Annotated in this window: 14 protein-coding genes; 6 read left to right on the plus strand and 8 right to left on the minus strand. The window is 67.3% G+C overall.

Translation table 11 applies throughout. The annotated features are described in order from the left end of the window. Window positions 1-4: 4 nt before the first annotated feature. The 7 genes from ribF to BQ7355_RS07475 form a co-directional block, all read right to left on the minus strand. Window positions 5-1012, minus strand: a complete 1008-nt coding sequence (gene ribF, locus BQ7355_RS07445) for a bifunctional riboflavin kinase/FMN adenylyltransferase (protein WP_072415611.1) — start codon at window positions 1010-1012, stop codon at window positions 5-7. Further along, window positions 1009-1950, minus strand: a complete 942-nt coding sequence (truB, locus tag BQ7355_RS07450) for a tRNA pseudouridine(55) synthase TruB (protein WP_072415612.1) — start codon at window positions 1948-1950, stop codon at window positions 1009-1011. The genes ribF and truB overlap by 4 nt, the downstream gene beginning before the upstream one ends. A 106-nt stretch (window positions 1951-2056) precedes the next feature. Next, window positions 2057-3103 carry a DHH family phosphoesterase gene (locus BQ7355_RS07455; RefSeq protein ID WP_083581645.1) on the minus strand — a complete coding sequence of 349 codons (1047 nt, stop codon included), beginning with the start codon at window positions 3101-3103 and terminating at the stop codon, window positions 2057-2059. Further along, a complete protein-coding gene (gene rbfA / locus BQ7355_RS07460) occupies window positions 3100-3546 on the minus strand; it encodes a 30S ribosome-binding factor RbfA (RefSeq protein ID WP_072415613.1) in 447 nt (148 codons plus the stop codon). The genes BQ7355_RS07455 and rbfA overlap by 4 nt, the downstream gene beginning before the upstream one ends. A 15-nt stretch (window positions 3547-3561) precedes the next feature. Next, window positions 3562-6240, minus strand: coding sequence for a translation initiation factor IF-2 (gene infB, locus BQ7355_RS07465; protein ID WP_072415614.1), 2679 nt, complete (start codon window positions 6238-6240; stop codon window positions 3562-3564). A 99-nt stretch (window positions 6241-6339) separates the two neighbouring features. Beyond that, window positions 6340-7599: a transcription termination factor NusA gene (nusA, locus tag BQ7355_RS07470; RefSeq protein ID WP_072415615.1), complete on the minus strand. Its 1260-nt coding sequence runs from the start codon at window positions 7597-7599 to the stop codon at window positions 6340-6342. Then, window positions 7599-8093 carry a ribosome maturation factor RimP gene (locus BQ7355_RS07475; RefSeq protein WP_072415952.1) on the minus strand — a complete coding sequence of 165 codons (495 nt, stop codon included), beginning with the start codon at window positions 8091-8093 and terminating at the stop codon, window positions 7599-7601. Before BQ7355_RS07475 ends, nusA begins: the two co-directional genes overlap by 1 nt. Before the next feature lie 358 nt (window positions 8094-8451). On the opposite strand from BQ7355_RS07475, the gene BQ7355_RS07480 reads away from it, so the two are divergent. The 6 genes from BQ7355_RS07480 (at window position 8452) to BQ7355_RS07505 (ending at window position 15688) form a co-directional block, all read left to right on the plus strand. Then, window positions 8452-10257: a CocE/NonD family hydrolase gene (locus tag BQ7355_RS07480; RefSeq protein ID WP_072415616.1), complete on the plus strand. Its 1806-nt coding sequence runs from the start codon at window positions 8452-8454 to the stop codon at window positions 10255-10257. Window positions 10258-10401: 144 nt separating this feature from the next. Continuing rightward, on the plus strand, window positions 10402-11694 hold the full coding sequence (locus BQ7355_RS07485; protein ID WP_072415617.1) for an MFS transporter: 1293 nt from the start codon (window positions 10402-10404) through the stop codon (window positions 11692-11694). 119 nt (window positions 11695-11813) lie between these two features. Then, a complete protein-coding gene (locus BQ7355_RS07490; RefSeq protein WP_072415618.1) occupies window positions 11814-12065 on the plus strand; it encodes an acyl carrier protein in 252 nt (83 codons plus the stop codon). Window positions 12066-12217: 152 nt separating this feature from the next. After that, a complete protein-coding gene (locus BQ7355_RS07495) occupies window positions 12218-13213 on the plus strand; it encodes a phosphate acyltransferase (protein WP_072415619.1) in 996 nt (331 codons plus the stop codon). A gap of 43 nt (window positions 13214-13256) precedes the next feature. Then, window positions 13257-14387, plus strand: coding sequence for a butyrate kinase (gene buk, locus BQ7355_RS07500; protein ID WP_072415620.1), 1131 nt, complete (start codon window positions 13257-13259; stop codon window positions 14385-14387). Continuing rightward, complete coding sequence (locus tag BQ7355_RS07505) at window positions 14384-15688, plus strand: MFS transporter (RefSeq protein ID WP_072415621.1); 1305 nt, start codon at window positions 14384-14386, stop codon at window positions 15686-15688. The genes buk and BQ7355_RS07505 overlap by 4 nt, the downstream gene beginning before the upstream one ends. 210 nt (window positions 15689-15898) lie before the next feature. Here BQ7355_RS07505 and BQ7355_RS07510 read toward each other — a convergent pair whose 3' ends face one another. Then, window positions 15899-16759, minus strand: a complete 861-nt coding sequence (locus BQ7355_RS07510; protein WP_072415622.1) for an MBL fold metallo-hydrolase — start codon at window positions 16757-16759, stop codon at window positions 15899-15901. Window positions 16760-16797: the final 38 nt, after the last annotated feature.

The raw sequence follows: 16797 nt of genomic DNA on the forward strand, positions 1-16797 counted from the left end.
TAACCTACGCTTCCGGCTGAAGCCGGATAGGACCCGGGACAAGCGACCCGGCGACATGCGAGATGTCCGCAAGGACCGTCTCGATGAGCTCCTCGGTGGACGCGAAGCGGACCGAGGGCCGTAAAAAGCAGTCGAACGCGATAGCCATGCGCTTCCCGTAGAGGTCGCCCGTGAACCCGAGCAGGTTCGCCTCGAGGCGCGCGGAAGCGGAGGAAGAGGCGAACATAGGCGGGATGCCGACGTTGACCGCAGCGGGCCAAGCCGCGCCGTCGACGAGCGCGTACGCGGAGTAGACCCCGTCGGCCGGCATCTGCATGCCGTACGGCACGGCGACGTTCGCCGTGGGGAAGCCCATGCCCGTGCCCTGCCCGCGCCCGGGACCCACGACCCCCTCGATCATCGGCCGACGGCCGAGCTCGCGGCGGGCTTCATCGAGGCGTCCCTCGGACAGCGCGGCGCGGATGCGCGTGGCGCACACGCACCTGCCGCCGTCGAGCACGAGGCTGTGCCCGACGATGTCGACCCCGTGCGCAGCGCCCCAGGCGGCCATGACGTCGACGGTGGAGGCCCCTCCGCGCCCGAGCCGGAAATCGCTTCCGACATGGACCGAGACGACGTTCATGGCCGCAGCGAGCACGCGCTCGAAGAATGCGGCGTGGTCGAGCGCGGCGAGTTCAGCCGTGAAGGGAACGACGAGCACCGCATCGACCCCAGAAGCGGCAAGCGCCCGCAGGCGCCCGGACGAACCGAGCAGCTTGAGGGACGGCCCCGGGCCCACGACGCAGTCGGGGTCGGGGTCGAAGGTCACCGCGACGCAGGAGACGCCTCGGGACCTGGCGTCATCGACGGCTTCGGCTATGAGCCGGGCGTGCCCGATATGGAATCCGTCGAAGGCGCCGATCGCTATGCTGCAGGCGCCGAGCCCGCGTCCGGGCACATCGTCCAGCCAGACGACGGGGGCGCCGTCCCGCAGCAGGAAGTCGTCGCGCAGGCGCTCGAGCTCCTCCCTCATAGGCAGGCACCGTCGATCGGCTGCGGAAACACATCGGTCATCGCGATGCGGCAGGAGTCCATGCGCCCGAGGGCGACGAGCCTGCCCCCCGCGACCAGGCAGAGCCTTGCGCCCTCGGAAAGGTCGGGGCACCGTCCCTCCGCCAGCGAGGCCGGCAGCGGGCGGCCGCAGGAGATTGCCTCGAGATCGCGTGCGCCCACCGGCACGGCGGGGAGCCCGAGCACGCGCACCGGGTCGAGCGCACGGGAGCGCACCGTCGCGGCGTCGAGCGAATCGACTTCGCTGCAGGCGCCGACGGTGACGCAGCCCGACGCCGTGCGGCGCAGCGAGACGAGGTGCGCGGCGGACCCCACGGAACGCCCGAGGTCGCGGGCGAGCGCGCGGATATACGTCCCCTTGCTCACCGTGTAGGCAACGGTCCATACCGCACCCTCCCCGTCGGGGCGCACGGCGATGAGGTCGGCGGCGAGCACGTCGACGGGACGCGCGGGAAGGTCGACCGCATCGCCCTGCCGGGCACGCTTGTACGAGCGGACGCCGTCCACGCTGACCGCGGAGTACGCAGGCGGGACCTGCATCTGCTTCCCGCGGGTACGGGCAAGGGAGTCGCGCGCGAACTCCATGTCGAGCACGCGCCCGTCGACGGGGGCCGTGCGCACGATCCGCCCCTCGGCGTCGTCGGTGTCGGTCTCGGAACCGAAGGCGATATCGGCGATGTAGCTCTTGGTGTCCTGCGTGATGAGGCCGAGCAGGCGCGTCGCCTGGCCGACGCCGAGCACCATGACGCCCGAGGCGAGCGGATCGAGCGTCCCGGCGTGGCCGATGCGACGCTCGCCCAGAGCGCGGCGGCACATGCCCACGACGTCGTGGGAGGTGCACCCCACCGGCTTGTCGACGGCAAACAGGAGATTCAGCGCTGAAGGTTGACGCTTTGCCATAGCCCACCTTTCATGCAGAAGGGAGGGGACGCGATACGACGTCACCCTCCGTTTCAGATACAGCGCCCGGATCCCATCCGGGCGAAATCGGTTTGCCGCGCAGGCGTCAGAGCTCGACGGCCACGTCCTCCGGGTCGTCACCGACCAGTTCGGCGAGCATCGGCAGCGCGGCGCGCAGCGTCTCGACGATCGACCCCTCGTAGGTGAAACCGGCCGCGGCGGAATGGCCGCCGCCGCCGAAGCGGTTCGCGACCCCGCTCACATCGAGCCTGCCCTTGGAGCGCAGGTTCCCGCGCACCGCGCGGACCGAATCCGTCTCCTTGAGGAAGAGGCAGACCTCCACGCCCAGCACGGACCGGACCACGTCCACGAGCCCGTCGCACTCGTCCGCGGAGACCCCGCACTGCGTGAGGTCCGACGCGTACGCGTAGCTGTAGGCGACGCGGCCGTGGGCGACGGTCCGGATGCGGCTCATCACGATGGATTCGAGCTTGAGGTACTCGATGCGCTGGCTCTGGTACACCTCGAGGGCGATGCGCGCGGGCTGCGCGCCGGCATCGACGAGGCGCGAGGCGCACGCGAACGCCGACGGGTCCGCATTCTGGTACTGGAAACGACCGGTGTCGGTGACGAGGCCGGTGAGGAGGCAGTCGGCGATCTGCGGCGTCAGCGTCCAGCCGCCGGCCTGCAGGAGCTCCTCGACCAAGACGGCCGTCGCCGCCGCCGACGTGACGCGGACGGCAGCGTCGGCAAACTCCTCGCGCGCGGGATGATGATCGATCACCACGCGCGCGCGGGCGCGCTTGGCGACCGCCGCGGAGTCGGCGAGCCGCTCCATGACCGGAACGTCGACCGAGATGAACAGGTCGGGCGCCTCGAGGTAAGAGCGCGCGGGAACCAGCCGCTCCACGCCGGGAAGGAACCGGTAGATCCGGGGAACCGGGGCGTCGTCGGCCAGCAGCAGCACGATGCGCTTCGACGGAAACGCACCGATCAGCGCCTGGCCGAGACCCAGGACGGAACCCAAGGCGTCGCCATCGGGGCTGGTATGCCCCGATATGGCGATCGTCTGGGAGCCGACGATGCACTCGATGACGGACTCCCACATGTCGGGCGTCGTCGAGCGCACCGAGCAACACGAGGTGGTACTCATCGACCGCCTTCTTCGTCGACAGCGTCGTCCCCGTCGTCGGGCCAGTCGTCGACGGGCTCCTCCGGGACGAGGGGGTAGCCCTCCTCGTCCTTCTCGACGACAAGCGTCTCGGGGACGTTCTCGAGGGCGCGCGCGATGCGCTCGGCCTCGTCGGTGGAGCGGTCGATGCGGAAATCGAGCTCGGGGACGATGCGCCAATCGAGCGCACGCGAGAGCAGCGTGCGAATGCGGCCGCGAGCGCTCGCGAGGGCCTCGAGGACCTCTTCGTAGCGCCCGGGCTCGCAGCTCACGAACACGCGGGCGTACGCGCGGTCCACGCTGACCTCGCACCCGGTGAGGGTGACGAGGTCGAGGCGCGGATCGGCGATCTCGAACAGAAGGATGTAGCCGAGCTTCTCGCGAAGCTGCTCGGCGGTGCGGCGTGTCGCAGCGGTCTGCTTCACGACGTGCCCCCTTCCCTACTCGGTGCGGGCGACCTCGACGACCTTGTAGGCCTCGAGCTGGTCGCCAACCTTGATGTCCTGGTACTTCTCGATGCCGAGGCCGCATTCGTAACCGTTCTTGACGGTCTTGACGTCATCCTTGAAGCGGCGCATGGACCCGAAGTGGCCGTCGAAGATGACGACGCCGTCGCGCACGACGCGGACGTTGTCGTCGCGGCTGATCTCACCCTCGATGACCATGCAGCCGGCGATGACGCCGGCCTTCGGCACGCGGAAGGTGTCGCGGACCTCGGCGATACCGGTCTGGACCTCTTCCTCGGTGGGAGCGAGCATGCCGATGCGCGCGGCATCGATGTCCTCGATCGCCTTGTAGATGATCGAGTAGGTCTTGATCTGCACGCTCTCCTTCTCCGCGGCGTCGCGGGCCTTGCCCTGAGGGCGCACGCCGAAGCCGATGATGATGGCGTTGGACGCGGCTGCCAGCGAGACGTCCGTCTCGGAGATGGCGCCGACGGCGGAGTGGATGATGTTGATGCGGACCTCGGACTGGTCCATCTTGCCGATGGAGTCCGCGAGGGCCTCGATGGTGCCCTGCGTGTCGGCCTTGACCACGAGGTTGAGCTCCTTGAGCTCGTTTTTGCTCATCTCGTCGAACAGGGTCTCGAGGGTGACGTGCTTGACCTTGTTCTGCTCCTCGATGCGGGCCTTGAGCGCGCGCTCGTCGGCGAGGTTGCGCGCATCGCGCTCATCCTCGAAGACGCGGAACTCGTCGCCCGCGGCGGGAACGGAGTTGAGGCCCAGGATCTCGACGGCATCGGAGGGGCGCGCCTCGTCCTTGGGCTGGCCGTGCTGGTCGAGCATCGCACGAACGCGGCCATAGCTCATGCCGGCGACGATGGTGTCGCCCACGCGCAGGGTGCCGCGGGTCACCAGCACCGTGGCGACCGGGCCGCGCCCGCGGTCGAGCTTGGCCTCGATGATGTTGCCCGAAGCGAAGGTGTCCGGGTTGGCCTTGAGCTCGAGGACGTCAGCCTGGAGCAGGATGGTCTCGAGCAGCTCGTCGATACCGATGTGCTGCTTGGCGGACACGTTCACGAACATGTTCTGGCCGCCCCACTCCTCGGGGATGATGCCGTACTCGGTGAGCATCTGGCGCACGCGGTCGGGATTGGCCTCGGGCTTATCGCACTTGTTGACGGCGACGATGATGGGCACGCCGGCAGCCTTGGAGTGGTTGATGGCCTCGATGGTCTGCGGCATGACGCCGTCGTCGGCAGCGACGACCAGCACGACGACGTCGGTGATCTTGGCGCCGCGGGCGCGCATGGCGGTGAAGGCCTCGTGGCCCGGGGTATCGACGAAGGTGATCTGGCGGCCGTTGATCGTGACCTCGGAAGCGCCGATGTGCTGGGTGATGCCGCCGGCCTCGCCGCTCCACACGTTGGTGTGGCGGATGGCGTCGAGCAGGCTCGTCTTACCGTGGTCGACGTGGCCCATGACGGTGACCACGGGAGGACGGGGCTTGAGGTCCGCCGGATCGTCGTAGAAGCTGAAGGAGTTCTCCTCCTCCGCCGTGACGATGCGGACCTTGCGGCCCAGGTCGTCGGCGACGAGCTCGACGAGGTCGTTGCTCATGGTCTGGGTCATGGTGAGCGGGGTGCCCAGCAGGAACAGGCGCTTGATGATGTCGTTGGCGGGGACGTCGAGGGCCTCGGCGAGCTCTGCCACGGTCACGCCCTCGGAGACCTTGACGGCGTCGAGGTCCTCGGGGTTGATGCCCTGGGCCAGCGCCTCCTCGATCTTGCGCTCCTCGGCAGCGGCGGCAGCCTCGGCCTGGCGCTTCTCCTTGCGCTTCTTGCGGCGGCCGGAGGACTCGCGGGAGGCCTCCTCGACGGCGGCGCGGGCCTCCTCGAGGACCTTCTCGCGGCTGTACTCCTCCGCCTCGCGCGCCATGCGGGTGTAGCGGTCGCCGGTCTCCTCGTGGGCCCCGCGACGCTTCTTGCCGCCGCGGGACGCCTTGTCGGGATTGGGGACGTCCATGCCGGCGGGGACAACGGGCACGGCGTTGGAGCGACGGGTGCGCGCGGGCGCATCGGAAGACGTGCGCTCGGCGCGGCCGCGACCGCGGCCGCGATCGGACCCGCGGCGGCTGTCGGCGGACTCCGCGCGGCGCTTGGACTCCTCCTCCTTCTTCTCCTTCAGCACGACCTCCTGGGCCGCGATCTGGTCGAGCAGGGAGCGGAAGCGCGAACCCGAATCGGACGCGGGGACGGCGCGACGCTTGGCCTCGAGCTCCGCCTCGCGAGCCTCGGCGGCAGCCTTCTCGCGGGCGGCGCGCTCGGCCTCCTCGCGGGCGGCGCGGGCGGCCTCCTCGGCAGCCTGGGCGGCCATGGAGAGACGACGCTCCTCCTCGCGGCGGGCCTCGGCAGCGATGCGCTCGGCCTCGGCTGCGGCGCGGGCCTCGGCGGCCTCCTTCTCGGCAGCCTCCTCCTCAGCACGGCGGGCGGCCTCGACCGCCGCGGCGCGCGCCTCGATGACGGGAGCGAGCTGCTTCTTGACCATCGCGACATATGCGTCCTCGAGCGCGGAGGATGCGGACTTCGCGGGGATCTTCATCTCCGCGAGGTGGTCCAGCAGCTCCTTGGAGGACAAACCAAATTCCTTGGCCAGGGTCGAAACGCGAACTTTCGCCATGGGCCATTCACCTACCTCTCGGGCGCGCGGCGCCCCAAATCAACGATCGAAACGGCTACGGGCGCGCGACATGCGAGACGCCGCCGCGCGCGCCGTGCGCTAGATCAGGTCCTCAGCGTCGTCGAAGGCGTCCGCGCCCCCGTCGAACGCGTCGCCCTCATCATGCAGGCCGCAGAAACGAGAACCGGGTCGGGCCTGGTTGCGGCACGCGACGCCCTCGGCGTCCACATGGGAGCAACGTCGCGGCTCGTCATCCGCGAGCAGGTCCTCCGCAGGCGGCTCGACGACGGGAACGCTGCGCAGGATGTCGGCGGCCAGCGACTCGGACTTGATATCGATGTGCCAGCCGGTCAGGCGGGCGGCGAGGCGGGCGTTCTGGCCCTCCTTGCCGATCGCGAGGGAGAGCTGGTCGTCCGGGACGATGACGCCGGCGTAGTTCTTGTCCTCGTCGATCAGGACGCGCGTGACCTTCGCCGGGGACAGGGCGTTGGCGACATAGGCCGCGGGGTCCTCATCCCACAGGATGACGTCGACGCGCTCACCGCGCAGCTCGCCCACGACGGTGCGGACGCGGCTGCCCTTGGGGCCGACGCAGGCGCCGACCGGGTCGAGGCGGTCGTCGAGCGAGTGGACGGCGACCTTGGAGCGCTGGCCGGGCTCGCGGGCGATCGACTTGACCTCGACGGTGCCCTCGTAGATCTCGGGGACCTCGAGCTCGAAGAGGCGCTTGATGAGCGCGGGGTGCGTGCGGGAGATGACGATAGGCGGACGGGAGTGCTCGCCGCGCACCGGGGGAAGCGTGGAATTGGGGTCGCGCACGTCGATGATGACGGCCTTCAGGCGCTGGTTGTGCATGTAGCGCTCGCCCTGCGGGCGCTCGTTGCGCTCGTTGTCGTAGCGGCGCTGGTCGAAATGGGGCAGCTCGGCCTCGACGCCCTCGCGGATCTTGACGATCGTGAAGTCAGGCGTGGACTGGAGCACGGTGCCGGTGATGATGTCGCCGATGCGGCCGGAGAACTCCTCGTAGATCTGCTCGCGGGCGGAGTTGCGCACGATGGCGTTGATCTCGGCCTTGGCGTGCTGCGCGGCGATGCGGGAGGTGTCCTTCGGGGTGACGTCGGTCTCCTCCCACTCCGTGTAGTTGCCCTCCTCGTCCATGGAGTCGTCGATCGGCGTGAGCTTGTAGACGTAGATCTTGCCGGTGGCGCGGTCGATGGTGACCTTCGCGCCCCAATCGAGATGCAGGATCTCGGCATAGCTCTTGGCGAGCGACTGCTCGAGGCGGTCGATCAGGTAGAGCTGGTCGATGTGCTTCTCCTGGCAGAGCGCCATCAGCGCATCCATCATGTCAGATGCCATTACTTATCACCCTTTCCGCCCTTGAAGTCGATGACCGGCTTCAAAGTGCATTTCTTGACGTCCTCATATGAGATGATGGCGGGCTCGGCGCCCTCGGCCTCGATGGTCACCGCTTGCTCGTCGGCTGCGGCGAGCGTGCCCTTGAAGCGACGCTGGCCCTCCGACGCCGTCGTGGTGAGCTCGACCGGCTCGCCCACGAAGCGAATGAAGTCGGACGGACGGCGGAGCGGGCGGGCAAGACCGGGGCTCGAGACCTCGAGGGTATAGGAACCCGCAAAGGGATCCAGACCCTCCACGACATCGCTCACCCACGCGTTGTTGGCTGTGACCTCGTCGAGCGTGATGGCCTCACCGTCCAGGCGGTCGATACGCACGCGCACGCAGGGCGCCTTGGTGGCGCCGACGACCTCGACGTCGACGATGTCGACGCCATGGGCCTCGGAAACCTGCTCGAGCGCATCGATGACCTGCTGCTCCAGCTTGCTCTTGACCATGAACACCTCCCCAAACAAGAAAGGAAGCGCAGGCAAGCCCGCACTCCCTTCACGTTACAACTTCAATTGCACATATACCTTAGCATAAGCAGGCAGAACATGCTCCAGACCCGTGTCCCCGACGGGCATGTGGCTCGTAACCCGACACATCTTCTCCACAACATGAACCCCCATGTGCCGCAATGCGAGCGTCCGGGCTGTGGTCATGAGTACAGCCTCCGACCTCCAAGCGACACAAAGTTTGTCACAGCGTCCAATGACCGTAAACCCGTCGCACGTGACACTAAACCCGATACGAAAGCACCCGGAAATCAGCCGGGGCCCGGCGGTCGCCGGGCAGACGTGAGAGGAGCTTTGCATGGCAGACAAGCAGCCGGGCATCGTGAAGAAGATGACCTTCGGCGACGAGGAGTTCGACGTCCCGTTCGCCAAGGGCAACCCCGGAAAGACTCGCGAGGAGCTCGACGAGATCAAGAGGCGCATGCGCGAGGACCCCGAGGCCGCCGGCGACGGAGAGATGGTCGCCACCATGGGCTTCTGCGCCAAATACGACCCGCATACCTACATGACCGACATCCCCGGCGTCATGTGCGAGCGCGACGTGGCATGCGTCCTGCGCGACGGCACCACCATCTACGCCGACATCTACCGCCCGGCCAACACCACCGAGAAGGTTCCTGTCATCTGCGTGTTCGCACCCTTCGGCAAGAACCCCTCCGAGGGCATGGACTCCTGGCAGCTCATGGGCGTTCCGCCCAAGACGGTCTCCCCGTACGCCAAGTTCGAGGCGCCCGACCCCGGGTACTGGTGCCATTACGGCTACGCCGTGGCCAACGTCGACCCGCGCGGCGTGGGCAATTCCGAGGGCGACGTCTACCTGTGGGGCTCCCAGGACGCCCAGGACGGCTACGACTTCATCGAGTGGGTGACGGCCCAGGAGTGGTGCAACGGCCGCGCCACCATGATCGGCAACTCCGGCGTCTGCATGGCCCACTGGCGAATCGCCGCCACCCGCCCGCCGCACCTCGCCTGCCTCGCCGCCTGGGAGGGCCAGGGCGACCTGTACCGCGAGAGCTACTTCTGCGGCGGCATTCCCAACCCCGACTACGAGACCCACATCATCCAGGCGCTCGCGGTCAATAACTACATCGAGGACACGCCGGCCATGGTGGCCAAGTACCCGTTGATGAACGCCTACTACAAGGACAAGATCGTCGACTGGAACAAGATCCGCATCCCGACCTACGTCACCGCAGGTTGGGTCCATCATCACCTGCGCGGCGCGTTCGAGGGCTTCCGCCGCATCCGCACCCCGAAGAAGTGGATGCGCGCGCACCGCGACTTCGAGTGGCCCGACACCTACACGCCCGAGAACATGGAGGATCTGCGCAAGTTCTTCGACCGCTACTGCAAGGAGATCCACAACGGCTGGGAAATGACGCCGCGCGTGCGCCTCGACGTCATGGACGGCTACGGCTACGACTACGCCAGCCGCCGCGCCGAGGACACCTTCCCGCTCAAGCGCACCGAGTACAAGAAGCTCTACTTGAACGCCGCGGACGGCTCCGCGAGCTTCGAGAACCCCGCCGATGAGGCCGAGGTCACCTACGACCCCAAGACCGAGACCACCACGTTCACCTATGAGTTCACCGAGGACACCGAGATCACGGGCTTCATGAAGCTCCACCTGAACGTCGAGTGCCGCGGCTACGACAACATGGATCTGTTCCCCTGGGTCATCAAGCTCGACAACGACGGCAACTACGTGCCGATCCGCGTCATGGGCGCGCCCTTCCGCGGCGCCTGGGGCTTCCTGCGCTGCTCGCATCGCGACCTCGACCCCAAGTACGCGAGCGACTTCCAGCCCGTGCACTCCCACGAGAAGGAGGAGCGCATGCAGCCCGGCGAGATCGTGCCCGTTGATGTGGAGATGTACCCGCACTCCCGCTTCTGGCACAAGGGCGAGAAGATCCAAGTGGTCATCGCCGGCCGTTTCATCAAGACCGAGTGGTTCCACGACAACGACATGAACCACAAGACCGACAACGGCGACGGCATCCACGTCATCCACACGGGCGGCGAGCACGACTCCTACCTCCAGATCCCGGTGGTGCCGCCAAAGTACCAAGTGGGCGACTACATCTGGCGCGGCGACTGCGCGTAAGTCGCAACAGCGCGACCGACCGCGATTCCAATGGGGCGCTGCCGCACGCATGCGCCCCACCCCCTGGGGGCACGTGCACCCAGGGGACATCATCCAGCGTGAGGGCGGACCTCTCCCCTTCCGCTTTATCGAGGGAGTCGTCTTATGGCAGAAAGCAAGAAATTCAACGCCTGGCTGCCCGATTTCGGCACCAAGGGCTGGGGCATCACCATCGCCTGCTTCGTGTTCTTCTACTTCTACTCGTTTTGGAACGCCGCGACCAACACGCTATTCGGCCTCTTCAATGAGATGTACGGCTGGCAGCAGACCGACATGTCCTATGTCATCACGATCGCCGGTTGGATCAGCCTAATCGCCGTCGTGCTCTTCGGCACGCTCGGTCGCAGGATCGGCGCCAAGATGGTCTCGGTCATCGGACTTACCGGGTCGGCCACAGGCTTCGCCGTGCTCGCCTGCGCCCGTACGTTCGCGATCTTCACCGCAGGCGTCGTGATCTTCAATTTTTCGATGGTGGCGTACGCGACCATCGGCGTGGGCCTGCTTGGATCCTCGTGGTTCCCGCGCACCAAGGGGGCCTTCATGGGCATCGCCACCATGGGCATGACCATCTCCTCGGCCACGTTGAACCCCATCATCCTGGGGTTTGCCGGCAGTAGCCTCGGCATCTCCGGCTTTTTCTGGGTCATGGCAGCCATCGTCGCGGCGACGGTCGTCGTCGTGTTCCTCTTCGTCAGGAACAACCCCGAGGAGGCGGGCGCCTATCCCGATAACGACCGATCCGTGAGCCGTGAGGAGCTCGAAGCGGAGTTCAGGGCCGCGCAGGAGTACAAGAAGACGAGCCCCTGGACGATGGCCCGCGTTCTCAAGACCCCGCAGACCTGGCTCATCGGCCTCGGCACGGGTCTTCCCATGATGGTCGGCGCCGGAACCATCGCCCTGCTCGTTCCCACGCTCGCCTCGTACGGGCAAGACCCGATGCTGGGCGTCGTGTTGCTGTCCTCCATGTGGCCCATCGGGCTGCTCGGCCACTACCTCATCGGCGTGCTCGACCAAAAACTCGGCACCAAGAAGACCACGATCGCCGTGATCTGCGTGTTGGGGCTCGGTGGACTGCTCATGAGGATTGGCGGTGCGAACACCGTTGTCTGCGCCGTGGCCACGGGCATGTTCATGTTCGGGCTCTCGGGTGCGGCAAATGTCTGCATGTCGCTCACCGCGTCCATCTATGGTCGCGAGGACTTTGAGGTCGCGTACACGCCCATCCAGGTCATCTTCAACGTGCTCAACTTCGCAGGCGTCTCGGTCATGTCCACCGTCGCCGCCCTCGCCGGCCAGCAAAACGTCATGCTCGCCGTGTTCATCATCTGCATCGTCGCGCTCGTACCTGTAATCGCGCTGCCCTACCGGCAAATCGCGTCCAACGTGCGCGGGATGTAAAGCCGCCGGGCGGCCGCGTATCCATTGAGCCGGAATATGCCGCGACCACCAGACGGGCCGTTAGTAAACCTAGCCGAGTGCGTGCCCGGCATCCAGTCCAGAAAGGAAATGAACACACTATGAACGAATTCCAGAAAGAGGTCCTCGACATCCTCAAGGACAAGGCCGTCGAGATCTTCGGCGCCGATCGTGATTCCCTCTCCGCCGAGACGTCCTTCGTGGACGACCTCGGCTGCAAGAGCGTGAACATCGTGCAGTTCGCCTCCGCGCTCGAGGACGAGTACGAGGTCGAGGTGCCGTTCATGCAGCTCAACAAGTGCAAGACCTTCGCCGACGCCGCGAAGTTCGTGGACGACGCCCTGTCCATGTAGCCGGTACTGGCGCCCCGGGCATGCATCCGCTCGCCCGGGGCGCCCTTCCGATACCGTCTCGCCGCGTGACCGGACACATGGCCACAGGTCGCCCGGCGAGGCCGCATCGCCTTCAATCGCCTGAACAACCGCTTGGAAGAAACGGAGACACCATGGCAACCCTGATCGAGAAGCTCATCGTAGACGCCAAGGGCGCGCCCAAGCGCGTGGCCCTGCCCGAGTGCGAGGCCGACAACACCTTGCTCGCCGCCCGCCGCGTGCTCGACGAGGGCATCGGCACCCCGGTGCTCGTGAGCCCGCGCGACGTCGTCGAGGCGACCGCCGAGCGCGCGGGCGTGCCACTTGCGGGTATGGAGATCGTCGACAACACCGACGAGACGGCCGCCGATGCCCTGGCCGAGCGCTACATGGCCGCCGGCGCGTGCCTGATCTCGGCCAAGAGCAGCCGTCGCAAGATCAAGAACCCCATGTACTACGCCATGATGATGGAGGAGCTCGGCGAGGTGGACTGCACCTTCTGTGGCCACACCAACACCACCGGCGAGGTCCTCATGGCCGCGCAGACCATCATCGGCCTGAAAGAGGGCGTCGACGTCCCGTCCATCTTCGCCCTCGTGGAGACGGCTGGCTTCACGGGCCCGGAGGGCGACGTCGTCTGCTTCACCGACTGCGGCCTGAACCCCGAGCCGGGCGCCTCCGAGCTCGCCTCCATCGCCATCTCCGCCGCCGACAACGTGCGCGCGATCATGGGCTGGGAGCCCCGTGTGGGCTTTTTGTCCTTCTCCACGAACGGCTCGGGCGCCGGCGAGTCGGTCGATCGCGTGACCGAGGCCATCCGGCTTGTCCGCGAGCGCCGCGCCGACATCGCGGTGGACGGCGAGTTCCAGCTCGACGCTGCCATCGACCCGGCGGTCGCCGCCAAGAAGGTCGACCGCCCCTCCGAGGTCGCCGGTCGCGCCAACGTGCTCGTGTTCCCGGATCTGAACGCCGCCAACATCGCCGTCAAGCTCGTGCAGCGCTTCGCGCATGGCTCGGCGTATGGCCACACGCTCTCGGGCTTCAAGTGCCCCGTCGCCGACTCCTCGCGCGGCGCCACCGTCGACGAGATCGTGGGCGACATCGCGATGCTCGTCCTGGCCTGCCGCTAAGGTCGCCGCACCCCACCCGTCCCACCAGCAGAAAGGAACTCGCATGGCTCACAAGATCCTCACGCTCTCACCCGGCTCCACTTCCACCAAGGTCGCCGTCTTTGACGGTGACGAGGCCCTCTTCCGCCTGAACGTCACCCACCCCGCAGACGAGCTCGCCGCCTTCGACTGCGCGGCCGACCAGTTCGACTACCGCCGCCAGACCATCCTCGATGCGCTCGATGAGCAGGGCATCGGCCTTGCGGACATCGACGCCTTTGCCGGCTACTGCGGCGCCATGGGCCCCACCGAGGGCGGCATCTTCGCCATCGACCAGACGGTGTGCGACCACGTCATGAACGCGGGCATCAACCACCCCTCCATCCTGGGCGCACCGTTGCTCTGGGCGTTCGCGCAGGAGGTTGGCAAGCCCGCCTACGCCGTGAACCAGCCCGACACCGATGAGCTCGCCGACGTGGCGCGCATCACCGGCTTTCCCGGCGTGTACCGCAAGAGCCACGTGCACTGCCTGAATCAGAAGGAATGCGCCATCCGCTGCGCCGCCGAGCTGGGCATCGCCTATGAGGACGGCAACTTCGTGGTGGCCCATGTGGGCGGCGGCCTGTCCGTGGCCGCGCATGACCACGGGCGCATGGTCGACACCAACGACGTTCTGGAGGGCTCAGGGCCCTTCGCGCCCAACCGCTCGGGTGACGCCCCGTTGAAGCCCGTGGTGAAGCTCTCCTTTGCCGAAGGCGCAAGCAAAAAGGAGATCGACGGCGTCATCGGCAAGACCGGCGGCCTTCTGGGCCTTGCCGGCACCGACGATGCACGCGTCATCCTCGCACGCATCGAGGAGGGCGACGCCTGGGCGAAGCTGGTCTACGACGCCATGGCCTACCAGGTCGTCAAGGCGATCGGCGGCTTCGCGGCGGCGCTCGCGGGCAAGGTCGACGGCATCGTGCTCACGGGCGGCGTGTCCAACGACCCGTACTTTGCGGGCTACGTGACCGAGCGCGTGGGCTGGATCGCCCCGGTCAAGGTCTACGGCGGCGATTTCGAGATGGATGCGCTGGCGTCGGGTGCCATCCGTGCGCTCGAGGGCGCCGAGGAGGTCATGGCATTCACGGGCGAGCCCAGCTGGAAGGGCTTCACCATGCCGGGCGCCATCGCGGACGTGGAGGCCCGGGCGTGACAGATACCAATCAGCGCGCGAAGGGCGGCCCGCATTACGCCTACGCCATCGTGGCGGCCTGCATCGCGATCACCTGCCTGCCGTGCGCGCTCATCCTCTCGTGCGCGGGCATCTTCTTCACGCCCGTGTCGGAGTTCTTCGGCGTGCCCAAGGCCACGTTCACCCTGTACTTCTCCATCCTCAACCTTGCCATGATGGTGGCGCTGCCCGTGAGCGGCAAGTTCATGGGCAAATGCGACCTGCGCGCGCTGCTCTCGGGCTGCGTGGCGCTGTGCGGCGCGGGGTGCATCGGCATGGGGTTTTGTCAGCAGATGTGGCAGTTCTACGTCTGCGGCGGCGTGATGGGCATCGGCTTGGCGCCGCTGCTCTACCTCGCCATCCCCACCCTCATCAATGCATGGTTCGTCAAGCGCGTGGGCTTCTTCGTGGGGCTCTGCATGGCGTTCACGGGCATCGGCGGCGTCATCTTCAACCCAGTGGGCACCGCGCTCATCGCCGGCGGGGCCGAGAGCTGGCGCGTGGCCTACATGGTTTTTGGCGTCATCATCCTGGTGGGCACGCTGCCGTTCACGCTGCTCGTGATCAGGAACACCCCGGCCGACAAGGGGCTGCTCCCCTTCGGCGCGACGCAGGCGCCCGACGCGGCCTCCCCTGTCGGCTCGACTGCGAGGGCCGTCGAGCCGGTGAACGACACCACCTCGGGGCTCACGCTCGCGCAGGCGCTGCACAGCCCCGCCTTCTTCGCCGTCCTGGCCTTCTCCGGGCTCATCACGCTCAACCAGAACATCTATCAGTTCCTGCCCAGCTACGCGAGCTCCTTCGCCGACTCCCTGCCCGCCGTGGCGGCAGCCTCGGGCGTGGTCGCGAGCGCCTGCATGGGTGGCCAGGCCGTGGGCAAAGTGCTTTTGGGCATCATCAACGACCGCTCCGTGCGTGCAGGCATCTGTCTGGGCGTAGGCGCCGGCATCGCGGGCATGACGCTCATGTGGCTCGTGCCCGGACAGATCGCGCTGCTCTTGACGGGCGCGTTCCTCTTCGGCATCGCCTACGCCATGACCACGGTGCAGACGCCGCTTTTGACCCGCACGGTCTTTGGCGGGGCCGACTACACCAACATCTACTCCAAGATCACCATGGTGGGCGCGCTCATGGGCACCGTCTCGGCCGTGGCCTGGAGCTTCATCGTGGACTCCGCCGGCGGCTACCCACTCATGTTCATGATGGGCTACGTGCTCCTGGCGAGCTGCGGCGCGCTGGCGCTCTACGCCCTGGCATGGAAGCACGGGCACGTGGCTACGTAGGGCCTTGACCTTAGTCACCTCGAACGCAAAAAACCCGCGGGCCATCTTCCGAAATACAAAGGAGAATAGCCCGCGGGTTTATGCCATGGCGCGGCACGGCATGCCATAGGGCGAGACACTCAAGACGGAGCCGGCCGCGATGCGTGGAGGTGACCGCCCTTGAGTCCAATCGCGCCAAGCATGTCAGCTGAGCATGCCCACCCCCCCCCGCTATCCCCGATGCCTCAGACGCGATCTGCGCGGCGCCGGGAGCCCGCGCGTGATCACCGCCCGGAAATCCGGGCTGTCGGCGTCTGCGGTGTCGCACGGGCAGAGATGGCAGGTGCCCTCCCACCCCGCCACCACGGCGTGATGCCAAGGGAAGCCGCGATCGCCCGCCTGCACGAAATCGGCCGCCGCCTTGAAGCCGGGCAGGTCGGCTTTGGTGAACGCACGGTCGTGATGCCCCGTGTAGAAGCGCTCGAAATCGAGGTGCCCCATCTTCTCCAGCGTGTGCCGCCACGCCGCGACGGGAAGCGATTCGGCAAAACATAGGCACATGATGGGGGTCACGGCGTCGCCCGAGAGCAGGACCTTGAGCTCGGGGCAGAGATAGCCCATGCTGGCGTCCGTGTGACCGAGAAGGGCCACGCAGACGAGCCTGCGGCCCCCAAGGTCGATCTCATCCCCATCTGCGAGATGGGCCACGCGCGGGCGCGCGCCCGTCTCAAAAGCCCAAGGCTCATCGGGCGCCACCATGCCGTCGCGCACCGCAGCTGCGCGCAGCTCGCCCAGGTTCGCCGCCGCCTCGCCCCAGTGGCCGTCCTCGCCCGCCGCCATGGCGACCTCGGGAAACGCCCAGGCACCGCCCACATGGTCGGCATGGCGGTGCGTGAGCAGCGCCTGCACGGCCCGTGCGCCCGCAAGGGAGCGCACGGTGGCCATGAGATTCCCGCAACCGCCCATCGTGTCCACAAGCGCCGCCTCGCGCTCGCCCACCACAAGGTAAGCGCGGTAGCCGAACGGGTCGCTCAGTTGGAAAAGGCCCTCGCCCAGCGAGCGCGCGCGTATGACGTCCCCCAGTGCAGCCATGGCAATCATCCTCTCTACAACAATGGCCCGCACGTGAC

Source organism: Collinsella phocaeensis (assembly GCF_900119895.1).
GTDB lineage: Bacteria > Actinomycetota > Coriobacteriia > Coriobacteriales > Coriobacteriaceae > Collinsella > Collinsella phocaeensis.